This is a genomic window from Pseudoalteromonas sp. Xi13, assembly GCF_003952205.1.
In the GTDB taxonomy this organism is placed as follows: Bacteria; Pseudomonadota; Gammaproteobacteria; order Enterobacterales; family Alteromonadaceae; genus Pseudoalteromonas; species Pseudoalteromonas atlantica.
In genome coordinates, this window is the sequence record NZ_CP034440.1 from 738,813 (window position 1) to 756,446 (window position 17,634).

Genomic DNA, 17,634 nt, shown 5'->3' on the forward strand with positions numbered 1-17,634 from the left:
ATAAAAAAAGCCGCATAAAATGCGGCTTTGGGGGTTTAGTCTCACTTCACTTTGGGCGTGTCTCCAAAACTTAGTGAATACGTTACCAAGGAACTGTTTGCTAATTTAATAAAATTGCGTTTATTAAATAGACTCTAAAGCAATTTTAACCATTTCGTTAAATGTGCTTTGGCGCTCATCTGCAGGTGTTGCTTCACCGGTGATCACGTGGTCACTTACGGTAAATAGTGCCATTGCGTTAGCACCATACTCTGCAGCTACACCATATAAACCTGCTGTTTCCATATCTACAGCTAGTACACCTAGTTTATCTAGGTCTTTGTAGAATGTGTCGTCAGCTTGGTAGAAGGTATCGGTAGTAAATACGTTACCTACTTTTGCTTTAATGCCTAGGTCTTTAGCGGCGTTAACACCGTTTAAAAGTAGGTCAAAGTTAGCAATTGCTGAAAAATCGTAACCACGAACGCGTGCACGGTTTACGTTTGAGTCGGTGCTTGCGCCTTGTGCAAAAATTACGTCGCGAATTTTAATATCTGTACCAATACCACCACAGGTACCAATACGAATAATATTTTTAACGCCAAAGCTTACAATTAACTCACGCGCATAAATAGACATAGATGGTATGCCCATGCCCGAACCCATAATACTTACAGGTTTACCTTTGTATGTGCCTGTAAAGCCGTACATGTTACGTACGCCTGTTACTTGTACTGCATCATCTAAAAAGTTTTCAGCAATGTATTGTGCACGAAGCGGATCGCCCGGCATTAATACTGTTTCAGCGAAATCACCAACGTTTGCACTAATATGCGGAGTACTCATTAATTGTTTTCCTTTTTATTTAGGCGCGTTTAGCTTATTTAAAAAGCCGTCACCGTATTCAAGTGCAGGTAAGTTAAACCACTGTGCAAGGGTTTGGCCTATATCTGCAAAGCTATTGCGCTCGCCAAGCGGGGTATTTTGCATGCCCGGTTGATAAGCTATAACTGGTACATATTCGCGGGTGTGCTCTGAACCTGGAAAGGTTGGGTCACAGCCGTGATCTGCAGTGATCATTAACACGTCATCTGCATTTAATTGGTTTAGTATAGTTGGTAAGTAATCGTCAAATTCTTTTAACGCTTTTGCATAACCAACTGGGTTGCGACGGTGGCCAAACTTTTCGTCAAAATCAACTAAATTGGTAAAAATTAAGCTGTTATCTGGCGCACTTGCTAATACTTCGCTGCTTTTTTCAAGCAAATTCATCAGCCCTGGGGCTTTGTGTTTTTGGGTAATGCCTTGGTGTGCATATATATCTGCAATTTTACCAATGCTTATTACTTCACCACCGTGTTTAGATAGCACATCTAATAGGGTCGGTGCTGGCGGCAATACTGAATAATCGCGACGATTACCAGTACGGGCAAAATCTGCGTTGCTTGTGCCTAAAAATGGCCTAGCAATAACACGGCCTATATTTAGTTTATCAAGTAATTCGCGGGCAATTTCACACACTTCGTAAAGGCGCTCAAGGCCAAAAGACTTCGTGTGCGGCAATTTGAAACACGCTATCTGCAGAGGTGTAACAAATGGTTTGCCTGATTTTACGTGCTCTTCGCCTAGCTGCTCTAATATGTGGTGCCTGATGCATGGCAGTTGCCTAAAATGCCAGGTATACCGGTAGCGGCTATAAATTCGTCTACAAATTCTTGTGGAAAACTCGGCTGTGTTTTAGGGAAGTAGCCCAATCAATAACACAGGTACGCCGGCCATTTCCAGTGCCCTGATGGCGTATCTTTACGCTTGAAAGTCTTTTGCATAACCCCATGCACCTTGCGATGCTTGACGCTCAGAAACTAAACACGTTTCACCGCCCGCTGCCTCACAGGCATCGATTAAACCTAATTTAGATAAATTAGGTAACGATAACGCTTTACCGTTTCGTGGTATGCTTTAATAAGTGGGCGAGTGTATTTGCTCCAACATCACCAAATTTGTCTGCATCGGGTGCTGCGCCTATACCTAGGCTGTCTGCCATTAAGATGATTGCTCTTGCCATGTTGACCTCACTTTGCTTCTAGTGGTTACTTTATCCGCTGATCGAATTTTCCGTACAGGACATAAGTCCTGTTTCATAAAAGCTAAACATTATAAATTTGCGTTCTTAAGCAAAGCAAAGAGATTATTCGTGTCTTTTTTGCTATTGTGATCAACCAAACAACTTTTCCTTTCTGTGTGGGTGAGAACTTAGTGACACGAACTATTATAGCTATTGCTGGCGCATCAGCGTCGGGCAAATCTCTTTTTAGCCAAACTATTTACAATGAGTTGGTTAATGAGCTTGAACCAGGCGCTATCGCCATTATTGAAGAAGATGCTTATTACAAGGATCAGTCGCATTTGCCTATGGAACACCGTACGCAAACTAACTACGACCATCCTGATGCATTTGAACATGAGTTAATGCTTGAACATTTAACTCAACTTCGTAGTGGTAACTCTGTCGAAGTACCTACTTATGATTATGCACAACACACACGAAGCGATGAAACTCGTCGCGTTGCTGCAGCTAAAATTTTAATAGTAGAAGGTATTTTATTATTAAGTGATAAAGCACTTAATAAAGAATTTGATATTAAGGTATTTATAGATACACCCCTTGATATTTGCTTAATGCGTCGTATGCAACGAGACATGGAAAAAAGAGGCAGAACATTACAATCTGTTGTTGAGCAATATCAAGCAACTGTTAGACCGATGTTTTATCAATTTATTGAGCCTTCAAAGCATAACGCTGATTTGGTTGTGACTCGAGGCGGAATGAACCGCGTTGCGATTGATATTATTAAAAGTAAAATTAAATATTTACTACAAGAATAATAACGGGAAACATCTGTATGACAACATTTATGAGCTTAGTAGGCATGTTTGTACTACTAAGTATTGCTTTTGCGGCTTCGACTAATCGTAAAGCAATAAACTTACGCACCGTAGCGATAGCCTTTGCTATGCAAGTAGTTATTGGTGGGTTTGTACTGTTTTTTGAAGCAGGTAAAAATGTGTTAGCAAGTATGTCTAGTGCCGTCTCTTCGGTAATTAGCTTTGCAAACGACGGGATTGGGTTTTTATTTGGCCCACTTGCATCGCAAGATACACTCGGTTTTATTTTTGCTATTCAAGTTTTACCGGTCATTGTGTTTTTCTCAGCACTTGTTGCTGTGCTTTACCACATTGGCATTATGGATTGGATAATTAAAATTCTGGGCGGCGGTTTACAAAAACTATTGAAAACCTCGCGCACAGAATCGCTCTCAGCAACGGCTAATATATTTGTAGGCCAAACTGAAGCCCCCTTAATTGTTAAGCCGTTTATAGCAACCATGACCAAGTCTGAGTTGTTTGCAGTAATGGTAGGTGGCTTAGCCACGGTAGCAGGCTCTGTAATGGCAGGTTACGTAATTATTGGTGTAGAGCTTAAGTATTTAATTGCCGCCAGCTTTATGGCTGCACCAGGTGGGTTTTTAATGGCCAAAATGATTGTGCCAGAGACCGAAACACCTAAAGATACGCTTGCTGATTTAGACACCGATGAAGACAAGCCAGTTAATGTTATTGATGCAGCAGCATCAGGCGCAGCTAACGGCATGCATTTAGCGCTAAATGTGGGCGCAATGCTATTAGCTTTCGTAGCATTAATAGCATTATTAAACGGTTTACTAGGCGGTATTGGTGGGTGGTTTGATTACCCTACTTTAACGCTACAAGAAATTTTAGGTTATGTATTTGCCCCTGTTGCATGGTTACTTGGCGTACCATGGGATGAGGCAATCATAGCAGGTAGTTTTATTGGTCAAAAGTTAGTAGTAAATGAATTTGTTGCTTACTTAGACTTTATAAATTATCGCGATACGTTAAGTGCGCACACTCAAGCAATTGTAACATTTGCGTTATGTGGGTTTGCTAATCTATCGTCGATAGCTATTTTACTAGGTGGATTAGGCGGTATGGCGCCTAGTCGGCGAAAGGATATCGCACGCTTAGGGCTCAGAGCAGTGTTAGCAGGATCTATGGCTAACCTTATGAGCGCAGCAATTGCTGGGTTTTTCCTCTCGCTAGCTTAGAAACTTAATGAGATGAACACCGGTGTTGCAAAACAAGAAGATAGTACTTTAAGGGGTTAAAGCACTATCTGACTTGAACGATACTTCACCAAGGGCCGCAAGGCCCTTTTATCGTTTTAGGGCCCTTATAAATATATTCTTCCTTTAATAACTACTTCTCTTTCTTACCTTTAAGTACATATACGCATATGGCTTTTTATGTTTTTGCGATAAATTTGTATTATTGAAAAGTGGTAAATTATAAATTTTAGGCCACAATTAGGTTTATCCTAATGTAACCTACTGTTTTATTGATGCTCTACTTTTAAGCACACTCATAAAATAGCCGCTGTTGATAAGTCGATTTATATAAATGCGTAAACTTTTATTAGTATTGTTGTTCGTTTTTTTTAATAGCTACGCAAGCTCAGACCCTCTTTTAGTTGTCACGGAACTCTCGCCGCCCGATCAAATACTCGTTAATGAAAAAGTGACAGGCAAAGGCACTGAGTTTATAAGGGCTATTTTTGTAAAGGCGAACCTAACGCCCGACATACAAATGTATCCATGGGCGCGAGCATTTAGACTTGCCAGTACTATTCAAAACACCTTTATTTACACCATAGCGCGCACCAAAGGGCGAGAAAACAACTTTCATTGGATAGGCCCAGTTTCACATTTTGAGCTTGCTTTTGTTGCGCTTAAAGAGCGTGACGACATAATTATTAACAATACTGAGGAAGCAAAAAATACAAAATAGCGATGCAACGTAACGACTTTTCTACAGATATATTAACCAACTTGGGGTTTGAGGTTGTGCTAACCACCGATATACAAAAATCGTATGCGTTATTGGTTGCCAAAAAAGTAGACTTAATTGTTGATGACCCCGAACTAATACATCAAATAAGTCAGTATTTGCCCACCCCTGACGCTCAATTTAAAGCCATATAATGTAGAAGAACTCAAGGTAGATGCCTATTTGGCAGCAAATAAAAACACCGATATGCGCTATATAAACGCGCTACAAAAAGCCTTTTACACACTTAAAAATACCCAAGGGCTGCCCTAGCCCCTAAGCTAAACCTTGCTTTTTAAGCGCAACTTTAACGCTTAGTTACGTTAATTAGTACCTAAGTAATAAAGTCTAAAATAGGGGCTTAGTGATTAATTATTGCTATATGGCGCTATGAACGAATCGAGACTGCGCTCTTGTTTTAGCACTTTAAAGGCACGTTGAAAGCGATCTACTATGTGCTGCGGCACCGCTTTATTAAACGCTAAATAATTATCTTTAAGGTCGTTACTTACAGGTAGCTCAGTAAGTTGCTCTACATCAAGTAAGCTCACGTTATAAGGCTTTAATTGGTTATAAATAACGTGTTCGGAGCCTAAAATAAGATCTATTTTATTGTTTATAAAAAGCTGAATATATTGTTGCTCTTCACCAAACGTCATTAAGTTTTGCCCGTTTACAAACCCTATTTTTTTGACCAATGATTGATATATGTCTCCCCTTACCATGCCTAACGAATAAAGAGTGGTGTCGTTAAGGGTGTTTACAGTGACATCAGGACGGCTTTTTAACTTATAAAAATAAGTTCGTGCAGTAGTTAACGGGCCAAGCCAATTAAATAAAGGAATTCGGTTAGTATGTTGCGCCATTGAAAAAATGGCTGAATAAGGCTTTTTATGCACAAGCATTGCGGCACGCTTCCAAGGCATGACTTTAAAGTCGCACTCTACTTCTGCTTTAATACACAGTGCGTTGACTATATCGTAGTTAGCACCAACAAGTTGGCCGTGCTCGTTTATAAAATTATAAGGTGCAAACTGATCTGTATAAATAACTAACTTAAAATGGTTTGCATAAGTAAACGTGCTTAAGAAGAAACAAGCAATAAAAGGAAAGAGTTTTAGAATAACCGCACCACTACATTAATTTATATTATTAAATGATAGATGGCGCTATTTACAGTCAAATTTTAGGCACAAAAAAAGCGCCTTAAGCGCTTTTTTTTATTTTTACTTTAAAAGTAAAAATTATAACGGAGTGATGTTATCCGCTTGAGGACCTTTTTGACCTTGTGAAAGAGTGAACTCTACACGTTGGCCTTCAGCTAAAGTTTTGAAACCTTCGCTTTTGATTGCTGAGAAATGTGCGAAAACGTCTGGGCCGTTTTCTTGCTCGATGAAACCAAAACCTTTAGATTCGTTAAACCACTTAACTGTACCTGATACGATGTTAGACATTGTAATATCCTGATATAAAAATAAAAAATATGCTCATAAGAGCGGGTGTAGCAAAAAATGAGATGGTACTTAAAAACTTCAGGACGGTACTACAAGTATTACTTATACAACAACGAAATAAAGATTTATAAACTATCATGCTTTCTTTCTAGCTGCGGCCTACTATATAGAGTTAACTATATATGTCAAGCCTTTATAGTAATGCAGGCAATAAATAGTGTTTGTGCTTAGCCTTTAATAACTCCCGTGGCTAGCCTATAGCTTAACCCCAGCACGGCTTTAACAGTTAACTGGCCAATTAAAACAATGAACTATTTAATCTTTAGTTTTTAAAAGCGTTGGCAGTGAGTACAGCTAATTTAAGGCCTACTCACCATTTAGATAAAACGTATTCAGCCATGATACACGCCTTACAATTTACCCTGTGTATATAAACAGCTGCACTTTGCAGTTGTACACAAAAATAGATAAGCTACTGCCACTTATCTATTTAGCGTTGGAGTGTGTTTTGCTAAATAAATGCTTTATTTCGTCTGTTGTTTTTTTATCTGGGTGTTTAATGCCATTACAATCTTCTTTTGCTAAGCCTACACTGTCTCTTGAACAACAATTGGGGCAAAAACTAATTCTCGATTTACGCTATTTTTGTCAGCAAGGGTCAAGCAAACAATGCAGAACACCGGTTACTACCCTACCTGATGAACTTGCAGCGGCCATTGCTAAGCATAATATTGGTGGTGTAATTTTATTTTCTGAAAACACCCAATCTATTGAGCAAACCATTACCCTTAATAGCCAATTACAAGCTGCGGCGAGTAAATCAAGTTCAAAGCTGCCGTTATTTATTTCGATAGACCAAGAAGGCGGCCGAGTAGCGCGTTTACCACGCGATGTTGCCACTTCATTTACTGGTAATATGTCTATTGGTGCAACCTATAAAAAGTATGGCACTCAATACGCAACCCAAACTGCCACTGTTATAGCTAAAGAGCTTAATTCGTTAGGTATTAATGTTAACTATGCCCCTACGGTAGATGTAAACATGAACCCCGACAATCCGGTAATTAATGTGCGCTCGTTTGGTGAAAACCCAGCGCTTGTCAGTAAGCTAGGCGCAGCACAAGTGGCAGGATTTGAGAGCAACGGCGTTATTACATCGTTAAAGCACTTCCCAGGGCACGGCGATACCAACGTAGACAGCCACACAGGGTTACCACAAGTAAATCACTCCAAAGAAGACATATACCAACAAGACTTAGCTCCCTTTAAACACATAATTGCCACGCAAAACCCAGGTATGATTATGACGGCGCATATTCAATACCCACAACTCGATAACAGTACGTTTGTAAGTGTTGATGGCAAAAGCATGATAAAACCCGCCACTATGTCGCGTACCATAATTACTGACATTTTAAGAGGGGAGTTAAATTATCAAGGTGTGGTGGTAACCGACGCTTTAGATATGGCCGGCATTAGTCATTTTTTCACCCCAACCCAAGCGGTAATCAATACCTTTTCAGCAGGCGTTGACCTAGCGCTTATGCCAATAGAGATCAGAACACCAGCTGATTTAAACGCACTCGACAAACTAATGGATGAATTAGTCGCATCTGTTAATAATAAACAACTCAGTAAAGAAGAAGTGGCTCAATCGGCTGCGCGTATAACCGCTTTAAAAAATAAATTTAAATTAACCACTCAGCTAGACCCATTAAGCACTTTGGCTAAAGCAAAAGATATTATTGGCTCTCAAGCACATCGCAAAATAGAAACTGAGCTTGCCGTAAATGCTATTACTGAGGTTAAAAATAACAATAATGCATTGCCTCTTAATTTAAGCAAAGGGCAACACATCCATATTATTATGCCCGATACCCGAAAATGCATGGCTATGCAGCAAGCGCTTAGCGCTATAAGTAATGCGGCGCTTAAATATAGTTGCAGTAGTTTACAAGGGTTTGACCCTTTAAAGGCGCATAGCTTAATTAAAAATGCAGATGTTGTTATTGCAGGCAACGCTACGCCTAATCAAAGCGCTGTAGAGATTGGCGGAATGGATGATTTAAAAGACGACCCGCGCTTTGCACTCAATACCGCTGAGCAACCAAAAGCGCTGTCATCATTACTGGATATAGCTGCATCAGCGAATAAAAAAACAATATTTATAAGTTTGCGTGCCCCCTACGACATAGCGCAGTTTGGCAGCAGAGCTAATGCAGTTCTTGCTTCTTATGCGTATAATATAGATACAGATAAAAACAATGCTGTTGCAGGGCCTGCGTTTACAGCGCTTGCTAAGGTATTGTTAGGCAATGCACACGCTCATGGCGTACTGCCAGTTACCATAAAATAATAATAACAAGGGATAAAAAATGAAACTTAATTGCGATTTAGGCGAAAGCTTTGGCGCATGGAAAATGGGGTTAGATAATGAGGTAATGCCTCATATTGATATGGCAAATATTGCGTGTGGTTTTCATGGTGGAGACCCAGATGTAATAGCCGATACGTTGTATTTAGCAAAGCAGCACAATGTACAAATAGGTGCGCACCCAAGTTACCCCGACCAACAAGGCTTTGGCAGGCGCTCTATGGCGCTTAGCACACAAGAACTGACCAATTGCTTACATTACCAAATTGCCGCCCTTGATGGCATGGCTAAAGTACAAGGCTTAACACTTAGCTATGTTAAGCCACATGGTGCTTATATAACGACATGATGAAAAACGACCATATTTTACAAACAGTTATTACTGCTATAGCGCACTACCCTGCACCATTAAAGCTTATGCTATTAGCCACAAAAGACTCTGCAAAACACACCTTTGCCGCCAATAGTTTAGGTGTAGATCTTATTTTAGAAGCCTTTGCTGATAGGCAATATACAGACGAAGGGCATTTAGTATCTCGCCACCTTGATGGCAGCGTTCACGACAAGCCAGCACTTTTAGCACAAGTAAAACAGCTATTAACCGAGGGTTGTGTAACCACTCGCTCAGGAAACACCTTAAACTTAAATGCCAACAGTTTGTGCGTACATGGCGATAACGCAGCCGGTATTGCACTTATTAAAGAAATTAAATCACTGTGTGCATCAGCAACCTAACCTTGCTTTTAGCTCGTTATTAAGTCTCAAGCTACAAAACGCATGTTTGCTTTACTTTAAAAACTATTTAGCTGTAAAGGGGCTTTACAGCTATAACCTCCATTAAGTTCAATCACGTAAAACCTAATATTGCTTTAAAAAAGCGCAACAACACAGCACAGTAACAAAGCATAAGTAACACAGCGCTGAAATACATGGCGCTGCATATAAAAAATTTAACGCAGTAAGCCCGCTATTTATTACTATAAAGTAACCAGGCTTTACTTAAACAGGTATTAAATTACAGATTCACCGCATCGCGCTTTTCATCCCTTTCCTACTGACATATAACTACATATACAAAAACCACAACAGGGAATACAAATGAAGACGCTTTTAGCACTTAGTTTAAGTAGCAGTTTATTACTTGGTAGTAGCCAGTTAGCTTTTGCAAAGGACAACATATTACAGCTACAAGATGTGTTTAATCTTGAATACGCCAATCAAATTGATATAACAGACGATGGTAAAACGGTGTACTTTGTACGTAACCGTATGGATATAAAAACGGACCGTAAAGTCAGTAATATTTGGTCAGTTGATTATAAAACTAAACAACTGCAACCGCTTACCTCGGGCGTGCATATGGATCACTCCCCAGTACTATCGCCAGATGGGCAACGCCTTGCATTTATATCTAACCGCGATGGCAGCAGCCAAATTTATATGAAGTGGCTTAAAACAGGTGCTGTAGCAAAAATTAGTAACCTAACCAGCAGCCCACGCGCAATTACCTGGCATCCCGACTCTCAGCAGCTTATTTTTAGTATGTTTGTACCAAGTAGCAGTGCACCACCTGTTAACTTACCTGGCAAGCCTAAAGGCGCTACATGGGCCGAACCTGCTAAATTTATAGACGATGTATACTACCGTGCCGACGGAGGCGGTTATAGCCAAAAAGGTTTTAGCCAATTATTTGCAATAGATGCAAATGGCGGCAATGCAAAGCAGCTCACACACGATGAGTTTAATAACGCCGGCGAAGTAAGCTTTAGTAAAAACGGCAATAGCCTTTATTTTTCTGCCAATCGGCATGAGCAAAATCAACTAAAGCCCACTAATAGTGAAATATACCAGCTTAATTTAAGCACCTTAAAAATTGCTGCCATTACCAATAGAAACGGCCCTGACCAACAACCTAAAGTATCTCCCGATGGGCGCTACCTAGCCTTTACAGGGTATGATGATAAACGCACCAATTACGAAAACACGCAGCTTTATATTCGTGATTTAAAAACGGGCGATACAAAAAGCCTAACCCCTAATTTTGATAGAAGTGTGGGGCAAATTAAATGGAGTGCCGATTCAAAAGGAGTTTACTTTAGCTACGCAGACGAAGGCCAAACCGCCCTTGCCTACCAACCACGCAGTGGTAAGCGTAAAGTGCTCACCGAGCAAATAGGTAGCGTTGCGTTTGGTCGTCCTTATTCGGGCGGCGATTTTGATGTAAGCGAAGATGGCGAAATTGCTTTTACACTTGCCGATACTCAGCGCCCTGCAGATATAGCCACTATAAAACGAGGCAAAGCTCGTCGCCTCACTACACTCAATGCCGATGCGTTAGACGATAAAGAACTTGCCAACGTAGAAGAGATTTGGCTTAAATCGAGCCACGACCAGCTGCCAATTCAAGGTTGGATTGCATACCCACCTGAGTTTGATAAATCAAAAAAATACCCACTTGTTTTAGAAATTCATGGCGGCCCTGTGGCCAATTATGGCCCTCACTTTAGTACCGAGGTGCAATTGTTTGCAGCCAAAGGAAACGTGGTTTTATACATGAACCCACGAGGCAGTGACTCATACGGTAAAACGTTTGCCCAAACAATTCATCATAATTACCCAAGTAACGATTTTGATGATTTAATGACCGGCGTTGATGCACTAATAGCGAAAGGATTTATTGATGAGTCTAAACTATTTGTAACAGGTGGCTCGGGCGGAGGTGTATTAACCGCATGGATTGTAGGGCACACCGACAGGTTTGCAGCAGCAGTGGTGGCTAAACCCGTTATTAATTGGATCAGCTTTGTACTAACTGCCGACTTTTATCCATTTTTTGCCGATTACTGGTTCCCTGGTAAACCTTGGGATCATATTGAGCACTATATGAAACGCTCACCTATTAGCTATGTAGGTAACGTAACAACGCCCACTATGCTTTTAACAGGGGAGGCAGATTACCGTACCCCTATTTCTGAAACCGAGCAGTTTTATCAAGCCCTTAAGTTGCAAGGTGTTGATACCGCCATGGTGCGTATTCCTAATGCATCACACGGTATTACGGCGCGCCCTTCTAATTTAATGACTAAGGTGGCTTACATTCAATGGTGGTTTGATAAACACTCAAACAAAAAATAAGCTCCGTGTTTAGGTTTAAAAATAGCCACTCCTAAGTGGCTATTTTTTTGTAATTACCAACGCTTAGGTTAATAAATGCCAAACTGTAAACCCCCTTTACAGTTTTGAGCTTATCCATATCGGACTTAGGTGTTTTTAAGTTAGTAAAATTTCGGTTTATTGTGATTTTAATCGTTTGAGTTGGTAAAAAATCGGTTTGAGCCACTGTTTATAAGCACTCAGTTAGTAAAAAATTGTTTTATAAAGGCACCAGGTTAGTAAAATTTCGGTTTATTATTTTACTTATACTTAGTAAAACAGCTAAAAATAGCCTTTTAAAAGGCGGATTTTGCACTTTAAAGCGGCTTTACAGTAAAAAAGCAGCCATATAACTGCACTTAATATCTACCTAGTTAAATTGTGATCCAAACTAAATTCAACCGAGTCTGATTTATATTAATACAACAAAAAAAGGGCCTTACGGCCCTTGAGTAACACTATCTAGAAAAGTTAAAACTGATTCATGGTGTTATCTTCACCACCGGCTTTAAGTGCGTTTTCACCAGAGAAGTACTCTTTGTGCGTATCACCAATATTAGACCCAGCTAAATCTTGGTGCTTAACTGAGGCTTGTTCGCGGCGAATTTCTTGGCGTTGTACATCACGTACATATGCAAGCATGCCCATATCACCAAAGTAACCTTCTGATAAAATATCGGTGCTTAGTGCAGCCGTATGGTATGTAGGCAGTGTTATTAAGTGATGGAAAATACCCGCTTCACGTGCACCATCGCGCTGGAAGTTTTGCACTAATACATCCGCTTCAGCAGCAAGCTCTGTATCGTCCATTTCTGGCGCCATTAGGCCTTTATTATCACCAAGGCTTGGGTAAGCGCTCAAATCGCGACCCGCTTCTTGCCACTCTTGGTACACTTGCTCACGGAACTTAAGCGTCCAGTTGAATGACGGTGAATTGTTATAAACAAGCTTAGCGTCAGGTACTTGCTCTTTAACGCGATTTACTAGCTCTGCAATTTGTTTAACATGTGGTTTTTCGGTTTCAATCCACAATAAATCAGCGCCCGATTGTAAGCTTGTTACACAATCTAGTACTACGCGGTCTTTTTCTGTGCCTTCGCGGAACTGGTATAAACCGTTTTCTAAACGCGTTGGCTTACATAATTGGCCATTAATTTTCATTGCCGTATCGCCTTCGTTTAAATCATCTACACCGTTAATAGGTGTGGTTTCTAAAAACGCGTTGTACTGGCTAGCTAAGTCTCCTGGCGTTTGTGACACAGGCACTTTTTGCGTAAGGCTTGCACCTAATGAGTCGGTACGCGCAACAATAATACCGTTATCAATACCGAGTTCTAAAAACGCGTAACGTACAGCATTAATTTTTGCTAAAAATCTTCGTGCGGTACAGTTACTTTACCTGCTTGGTGACCACATTGTTTAGCGTCAGACACTTGGTTTTCTATTTGAATGGCACACGCACCTGCTTCAATCATCTTTTTAGCAAGTAGGTAGGTTGCTTCTTCGTTACCAAAACCAGCATCAATATCGGCAATAATAGGCACTACATGCGTCTCAAAATTATCAATTTTATCAAGCACCGCTTGTACATCGCCGCCATTGGCTTTCGCTTCGTCTAGATCATTAAATAAGTGGTCTAGTTCACGGGCATCGGCTTGTTTTAAAAATGTATAAATCTCTTCAATAAGCGCAGGCACTGAGGTTTTTTCGTGCATGCTTTGATCCGGTAACGGGCCAAATGCAGAGCGAAGTGCAGCGACCATCCAACCACTTAAGTAAACATAACTGCGCTTAGTTGTTTTTTGATGGCGCTTTATTGCCATCATCATTTGTTGCGCAGTAAAACCATGCCAACAACCTAAAGACTGTGTGTATTGGCTGGTGTCTTTATCGTAAGCGGCCATATCTTCACGCATTACATCTGCGGTGTATTGTGCAATTTCAATCCCTGTACGAAAGCGGTTTTGTAAACGCATGCGGCTTGCATATTCAGGGTTAATGGCTTTCCATGCGCTACCTTGAGATTGGCAAAGTGTTGCTAGAGTATCAGTTTCACGTGTGTATGTTGTCATAATAAAATCCTTCGAACGGGTCTATAAATTATTTAAATTATTGTGAGAGTGGCTAGGAGTGTGTGCTCCGTATCGCTTAATTCAACATTAGGCTTATTTTTTAGATTTAGTAAATTTATAGTTGTTATTACCGCTATATTTTTTGTGAATGGCTAAAAAGCACGCACTGAGCCTTTTTTGCGTTATTGTTGCTTTAACGCACACAACAACACCGCGACCGTTTAAGGAAGGTAAATATGGCACACACTCTCACACACTCAGGGCTAAGCGTAGATACACAGCTGGCCAACTTTGTAAAAACACAGCTACTCCCAGGCACTCATTTATCTGAGCAGCAATTTTGGCAAAGCTTTGCAAACATAGTACAAACGCTAACCCCGCAAAATAATGCCCTTTTAGCTAAGCGCGAGCAGCTACAACAACAAATAGATGACTACCATAAAACAAATAAAACGTGGGATAGCGCGCAGTACCAAGCGTTTTTAACAGACATTGGCTACCTAGTACCAGAGCCTGCAGACTTTGCCATTGAAACCCAAAATGTAGAGCCCGAAATAGCACTCAGCGCAGGCCCTCAGCTTGTTGTGCCTGTTAGCAACGCACGTTTTGCGCTTAATGCGGCTAACGCGCGCTGGGGTTCGTTATACGATGCGCTGTACGGCACCGACGTATTAAGTGAAGACGACGGCGCTGAAAAAGGCACTACGTATAATCCGGTTCGTGGTTTTAAAGTAATGGCGTATGCGCGCCAGTTTTTAGATAAGGCCCTGCCCCTTAAAAATGGCTCACACATAGAAAGCACCAACTACTCAATTGTTGAAGGCGCCTTGTCTATCACCCTAAGAGACAGCTCGCATACTCAATTAAAAAAACCTGAGCAACTTATTGGCTACCAAGGCGAGGCGCAAAACCCAAGTGCTATTTTATTAAAAAACAATGGCCTGCATGTAGAGCTGCAAATAGACCATCACCACCCTATCGGCCAAGCCGACAAAGCAGGGTTAAAAGATGTTTTGCTTGAAGCTGCACTAACAACCATTATGGATTGCGAAGACTCTGTTGCCGCAGTAGATGCCGAGGATAAAGTACAAGTTTACAAAAACTGGCTGGGTTTAATGCAAGGTAACTTGGTTGAATCGTTTAAAAAAGGCGATAAAACCATAGAGCGTACTTTACAAAGCGATAGGCAATATACCGCCCTTGATGGCAGCAGCCTTACGCTTAAAGGCCGCAGCATGATGTTTGTCCGTAATGTAGGTCACTTAATGACAAACCCTGCTATTACCGACATTTACGGCCAACCCGTATTTGAAGGCATTATGGATGCGATGTTTAGCGCAACCGCAGCCCTGCACGATTTAAATAAAAAAACAGGCATTAAAAACACCAGTGCGCAAAGCATCAATATTGTAAAACCCAAAATGCATGGCCCTGAAGAAGTTGCTTTTACAAATACGCTTTTTAGCATGGTAGAAGAAGCACTTAGCTTGCCAAAAAACACCCTAAAAATGGGGATTATGGATGAAGAGCGCCGTACTTCAGTAAATTTAAAAGCCTGTATACACGCAGCCAAAGCGCGCGCGGTGTTTATAAATACTGGCTTTTTAGACCGCACGGGCGATGAAATTCATACCTCTATGCACGCAGGGGTCGCTTTGCCAAAAGCCGCTATTAAAGCTCAGCCGTGGATCAAAGCATACGAAGACCGTAACGTTGATACAGGCCTTGCCTGCGGCCTAAGCGGTAAAGCACAAATAGGTAAAGGTATGTGGCCTATGCCAGATAAAATGGCACTAATGATGGAGCAAAAGCTTGCTCATGTGCAATCTGGCGCTAATACCGCGTGGGTGCCCTCGCCTACCGCAGCCACTTTGCACGCTATGCATTATCACGATGTAGATGTATTTACCGAGCAAAAAGAAATTGCCAAACGAGGCATGGCAAGCCTTACTGATTTACTTACACCGCCTTTAATGGCACAGCCGCAAACGCTCAGTAAAGAAGATATTCAAAGTGAGCTTGAGAACAATGCACAAGGCATTTTAGGCTATGTAGTACGCTGGATAGACCAAGGTATTGGCTGCTCAAAAGTGCCTGATATTAACCACATAGGCTTAATGGAAGACAGAGCAACCTTGCGTATTTCAAGTCAACATATGGCAAACTGGCTACAGCATGGGGTGTGTACTCAACAACAAATAGAGTCGATTATGGCTAAAATGGCTAAAGTGGTTGATGGCCAAAATGAGCACGACAGCGCTTACAAGCCTATGGCACAAAACGAAGAGTCACTTAAAAATAGTATTGCTTATCAAGCCGCTTTAGCGCTTGTATTAGAAGGTGCTAAGCAGCCAAGTGGCTACACCGAGCCCCTATTACACAGCTACCGCTTAAAATATAAAGCAAAACACCATAACCTAGCTGAATAGCTAACATTAGTTTAACAGCAAAAAAGCGCGTTTTGCCTACACAAAACGCGCTTTTTGTTTATTAGGGCGTGTTGATCTTTGCAGATTGAAATTTGTTCAATCTAGGGGCGATCAAGTTGCGGCGCGAGGTTTGTAACCTAGTGGGCTAAGTAAAAACCGAGCAAGGCTTCCGCGTCCTGCTCACGCCCCTTACCTACATCCATGTAGGCAACAAAGAGTTTATCGCCCCTAGGCAGAACCCAAAAGGGCAGCGTATGTTTGGCATTTATGCTACGTTATCGCCTATTTATGGGGAATAACCACACTTCATAGGCTCTGCCTTGCCTAAAAACCAAACATACTGCTGCAAATTCAAGCGCCAAAGGTCAACACGCCCTAGTACCGTTCTTTATTTAGTGCTCACTTTACCTTGCGCTAAATTAATTTTTAATTATTGCGTTGTGATACACGTTTTGAACGTCATCACAGTCTTCAAGCATATTGATGAACTTGTCAAAATTAGCAATAACTTCTTCATCTTCAATTTCTACATGCACTTGCGGAACAAACGTAATTTCATCTACTTCAAAGTTAATCCCTTCAAAGTTTTCCTCAAGCGCTGTTTTCGCTTTATAGTACTCAGTATGGGGTGCAAATACCGACACTTTACCATTTTCAACTTCAACGTCGGTTACATCAACATCGGCCATCATTAGTGCTTCAAGGACCACTTCGTCATCGTCACCGGCAAAACCAAGTACAGCAAGGTGATCAAACATATGTGCAACACAGCCTGGAGTACCAATTTTTGAATCTGTTTTGGTAAACGGTAAACGTACATCTTTAATTGTACGGTTTGGGTTGTCGGTTAAGCAATCAACAATAACCATGCAGTTACCCGGGCCATAACCTTCGTATCGTGCGGGAGAATAATCTTCCCCTGCCCCACCGGCTGCTTTTTCAATTGCTTTTTCTATTACGTGAGCAGGAACCTGGTCTTTTTTTGCTTTTTCAATTAGACGACGCAGTGATTGATTGACATCGGGGTCTGGTTCGCCATTTTTAGCGGCAACATAAATTTCTTTACCGTACTTTGAGTTAACTTTAGTTTTTGCGTTGGCTGTCTTAGCCATCGAGCTCTTACGGACTTCAAATGCTCTGCCCATCTTGTGCCTCTAATCAATACGTTAATTTTGCCATATTTTACCAATTCAAACCCTGTTGGGCTAGGGTCTGTTGAACTTTACAAACTGAATTTAAAACAACCTATTTGCTAAATAAATAAGGCC

The 17,634-nt window shown here is 41.1% G+C and carries 13 protein-coding genes and 2 pseudogenes; 8 read left to right on the forward strand and 7 right to left on the reverse strand.

Annotation, left to right across the window (positions count from 1 at the left end; translation table 11 throughout):
• Positions 1–123: 123 nt before the first annotated feature.
• The 3 genes from deoD to EJ103_RS20365 all read right to left on the reverse strand — a co-directional run bounded on the left by deoD (position 124) and on the right by EJ103_RS20365 (position 2,044).
• Positions 124–825, reverse strand: coding sequence for a purine-nucleoside phosphorylase (deoD, locus tag EJ103_RS19690; RefSeq protein WP_004587192.1), 702 nt, complete (start codon positions 823–825; stop codon positions 124–126).
• A 15-nt stretch (positions 826–840) separates the two neighbouring features.
• Positions 841–1,692, reverse strand: coding sequence for a phosphopentomutase (locus EJ103_RS20315; protein ID WP_346773406.1), 852 nt, complete (start codon positions 1,690–1,692; stop codon positions 841–843).
• A 226-nt stretch (positions 1,693–1,918) separates the two neighbouring features.
• A complete protein-coding gene (locus EJ103_RS20365; protein WP_277600534.1) occupies positions 1,919–2,044 on the reverse strand; it encodes a hypothetical protein in 126 nt (41 codons plus the stop codon).
• Positions 2,045–2,235: 191 nt separating this feature from the next.
• Between EJ103_RS20365 and udk the strand changes: the two genes are divergently transcribed.
• From udk to EJ103_RS20405, 4 genes are all read left to right on the forward strand, one after another.
• Complete coding sequence (gene udk, locus EJ103_RS19700) at positions 2,236–2,865, forward strand: uridine kinase (protein WP_004587190.1); 630 nt, start codon at positions 2,236–2,238, stop codon at positions 2,863–2,865.
• 17 nt (positions 2,866–2,882) lie between these two features.
• Positions 2,883–4,106 (forward strand): NupC/NupG family nucleoside CNT transporter, encoded by a 1,224-nt coding sequence (locus tag EJ103_RS19705; RefSeq protein ID WP_004587189.1) that lies wholly within the window; start codon positions 2,883–2,885, stop codon positions 4,104–4,106.
• Positions 4,107–4,458: 352 nt separating this feature from the next.
• The gene (locus tag EJ103_RS20400) at positions 4,459–4,845 is read left to right on the forward strand and encodes a hypothetical protein (protein WP_346773403.1); all 387 of its coding nucleotides are present in this window, start codon (positions 4,459–4,461) and stop codon (positions 4,843–4,845) included.
• A gap of 2 nt (positions 4,846–4,847) precedes the next feature.
• Positions 4,848–5,039: a hypothetical protein gene (locus EJ103_RS20405; protein WP_346773404.1), complete on the forward strand. Its 192-nt coding sequence runs from the start codon at positions 4,848–4,850 to the stop codon at positions 5,037–5,039.
• Between the two features lie 213 nt (positions 5,040–5,252).
• Here the strand turns inward: EJ103_RS20405 and EJ103_RS19715 are convergent, their stop codons facing one another.
• Both EJ103_RS19715 and EJ103_RS19720 read right to left on the reverse strand, forming a co-directional pair.
• Entirely contained in the window at positions 5,253–6,008 is a 756-nt protein-coding gene (locus EJ103_RS19715; RefSeq protein ID WP_337944438.1) for a transporter substrate-binding domain-containing protein, read from the reverse strand.
• Positions 6,009–6,128: 120 nt separating this feature from the next.
• Positions 6,129–6,338 (reverse strand): cold-shock protein, encoded by a 210-nt coding sequence (locus EJ103_RS19720; protein WP_004587186.1) that lies wholly within the window; start codon positions 6,336–6,338, stop codon positions 6,129–6,131.
• 559 nt (positions 6,339–6,897) lie between these two features.
• Here EJ103_RS19720 and EJ103_RS19725 point away from each other — a divergent pair.
• The 3 genes and pseudogenes from EJ103_RS19725 to EJ103_RS19735 all read left to right on the forward strand — a co-directional run bounded on the left by EJ103_RS19725 (position 6,898) and on the right by EJ103_RS19735 (position 11,847).
• The gene (locus tag EJ103_RS19725; protein ID WP_126009590.1) at positions 6,898–8,694 is read left to right on the forward strand and encodes a glycoside hydrolase family 3 protein; all 1,797 of its coding nucleotides are present in this window, start codon (positions 6,898–6,900) and stop codon (positions 8,692–8,694) included.
• A 19-nt stretch (positions 8,695–8,713) separates the two neighbouring features.
• Positions 8,714–9,447: pseudogene (locus EJ103_RS19730) on the forward strand (5-oxoprolinase subunit PxpA).
• A gap of 363 nt (positions 9,448–9,810) precedes the next feature.
• Complete coding sequence (locus EJ103_RS19735; protein WP_126009592.1) at positions 9,811–11,847, forward strand: S9 family peptidase; 2,037 nt, start codon at positions 9,811–9,813, stop codon at positions 11,845–11,847.
• A 489-nt stretch (positions 11,848–12,336) separates the two neighbouring features.
• On the opposite strand, the pseudogene EJ103_RS19740 reads toward EJ103_RS19735, so the two are convergent.
• Positions 12,337–13,937, reverse strand: a pseudogene (locus EJ103_RS19740) (isocitrate lyase).
• 236 nt (positions 13,938–14,173) lie between these two features.
• Here EJ103_RS19740 and EJ103_RS19745 point away from each other — a divergent pair.
• A complete protein-coding gene (locus tag EJ103_RS19745; protein ID WP_126009594.1) occupies positions 14,174–16,366 on the forward strand; it encodes a malate synthase G in 2,193 nt (730 codons plus the stop codon).
• Between the two features lie 419 nt (positions 16,367–16,785).
• Here EJ103_RS19745 and EJ103_RS19750 read toward each other — a convergent pair whose 3' ends face one another.
• Positions 16,786–17,511 (reverse strand): YebC/PmpR family DNA-binding transcriptional regulator, encoded by a 726-nt coding sequence (locus tag EJ103_RS19750; protein WP_024032996.1) that lies wholly within the window; start codon positions 17,509–17,511, stop codon positions 16,786–16,788.
• Between the last annotated feature and the right edge of the window lie 123 nt (positions 17,512–17,634).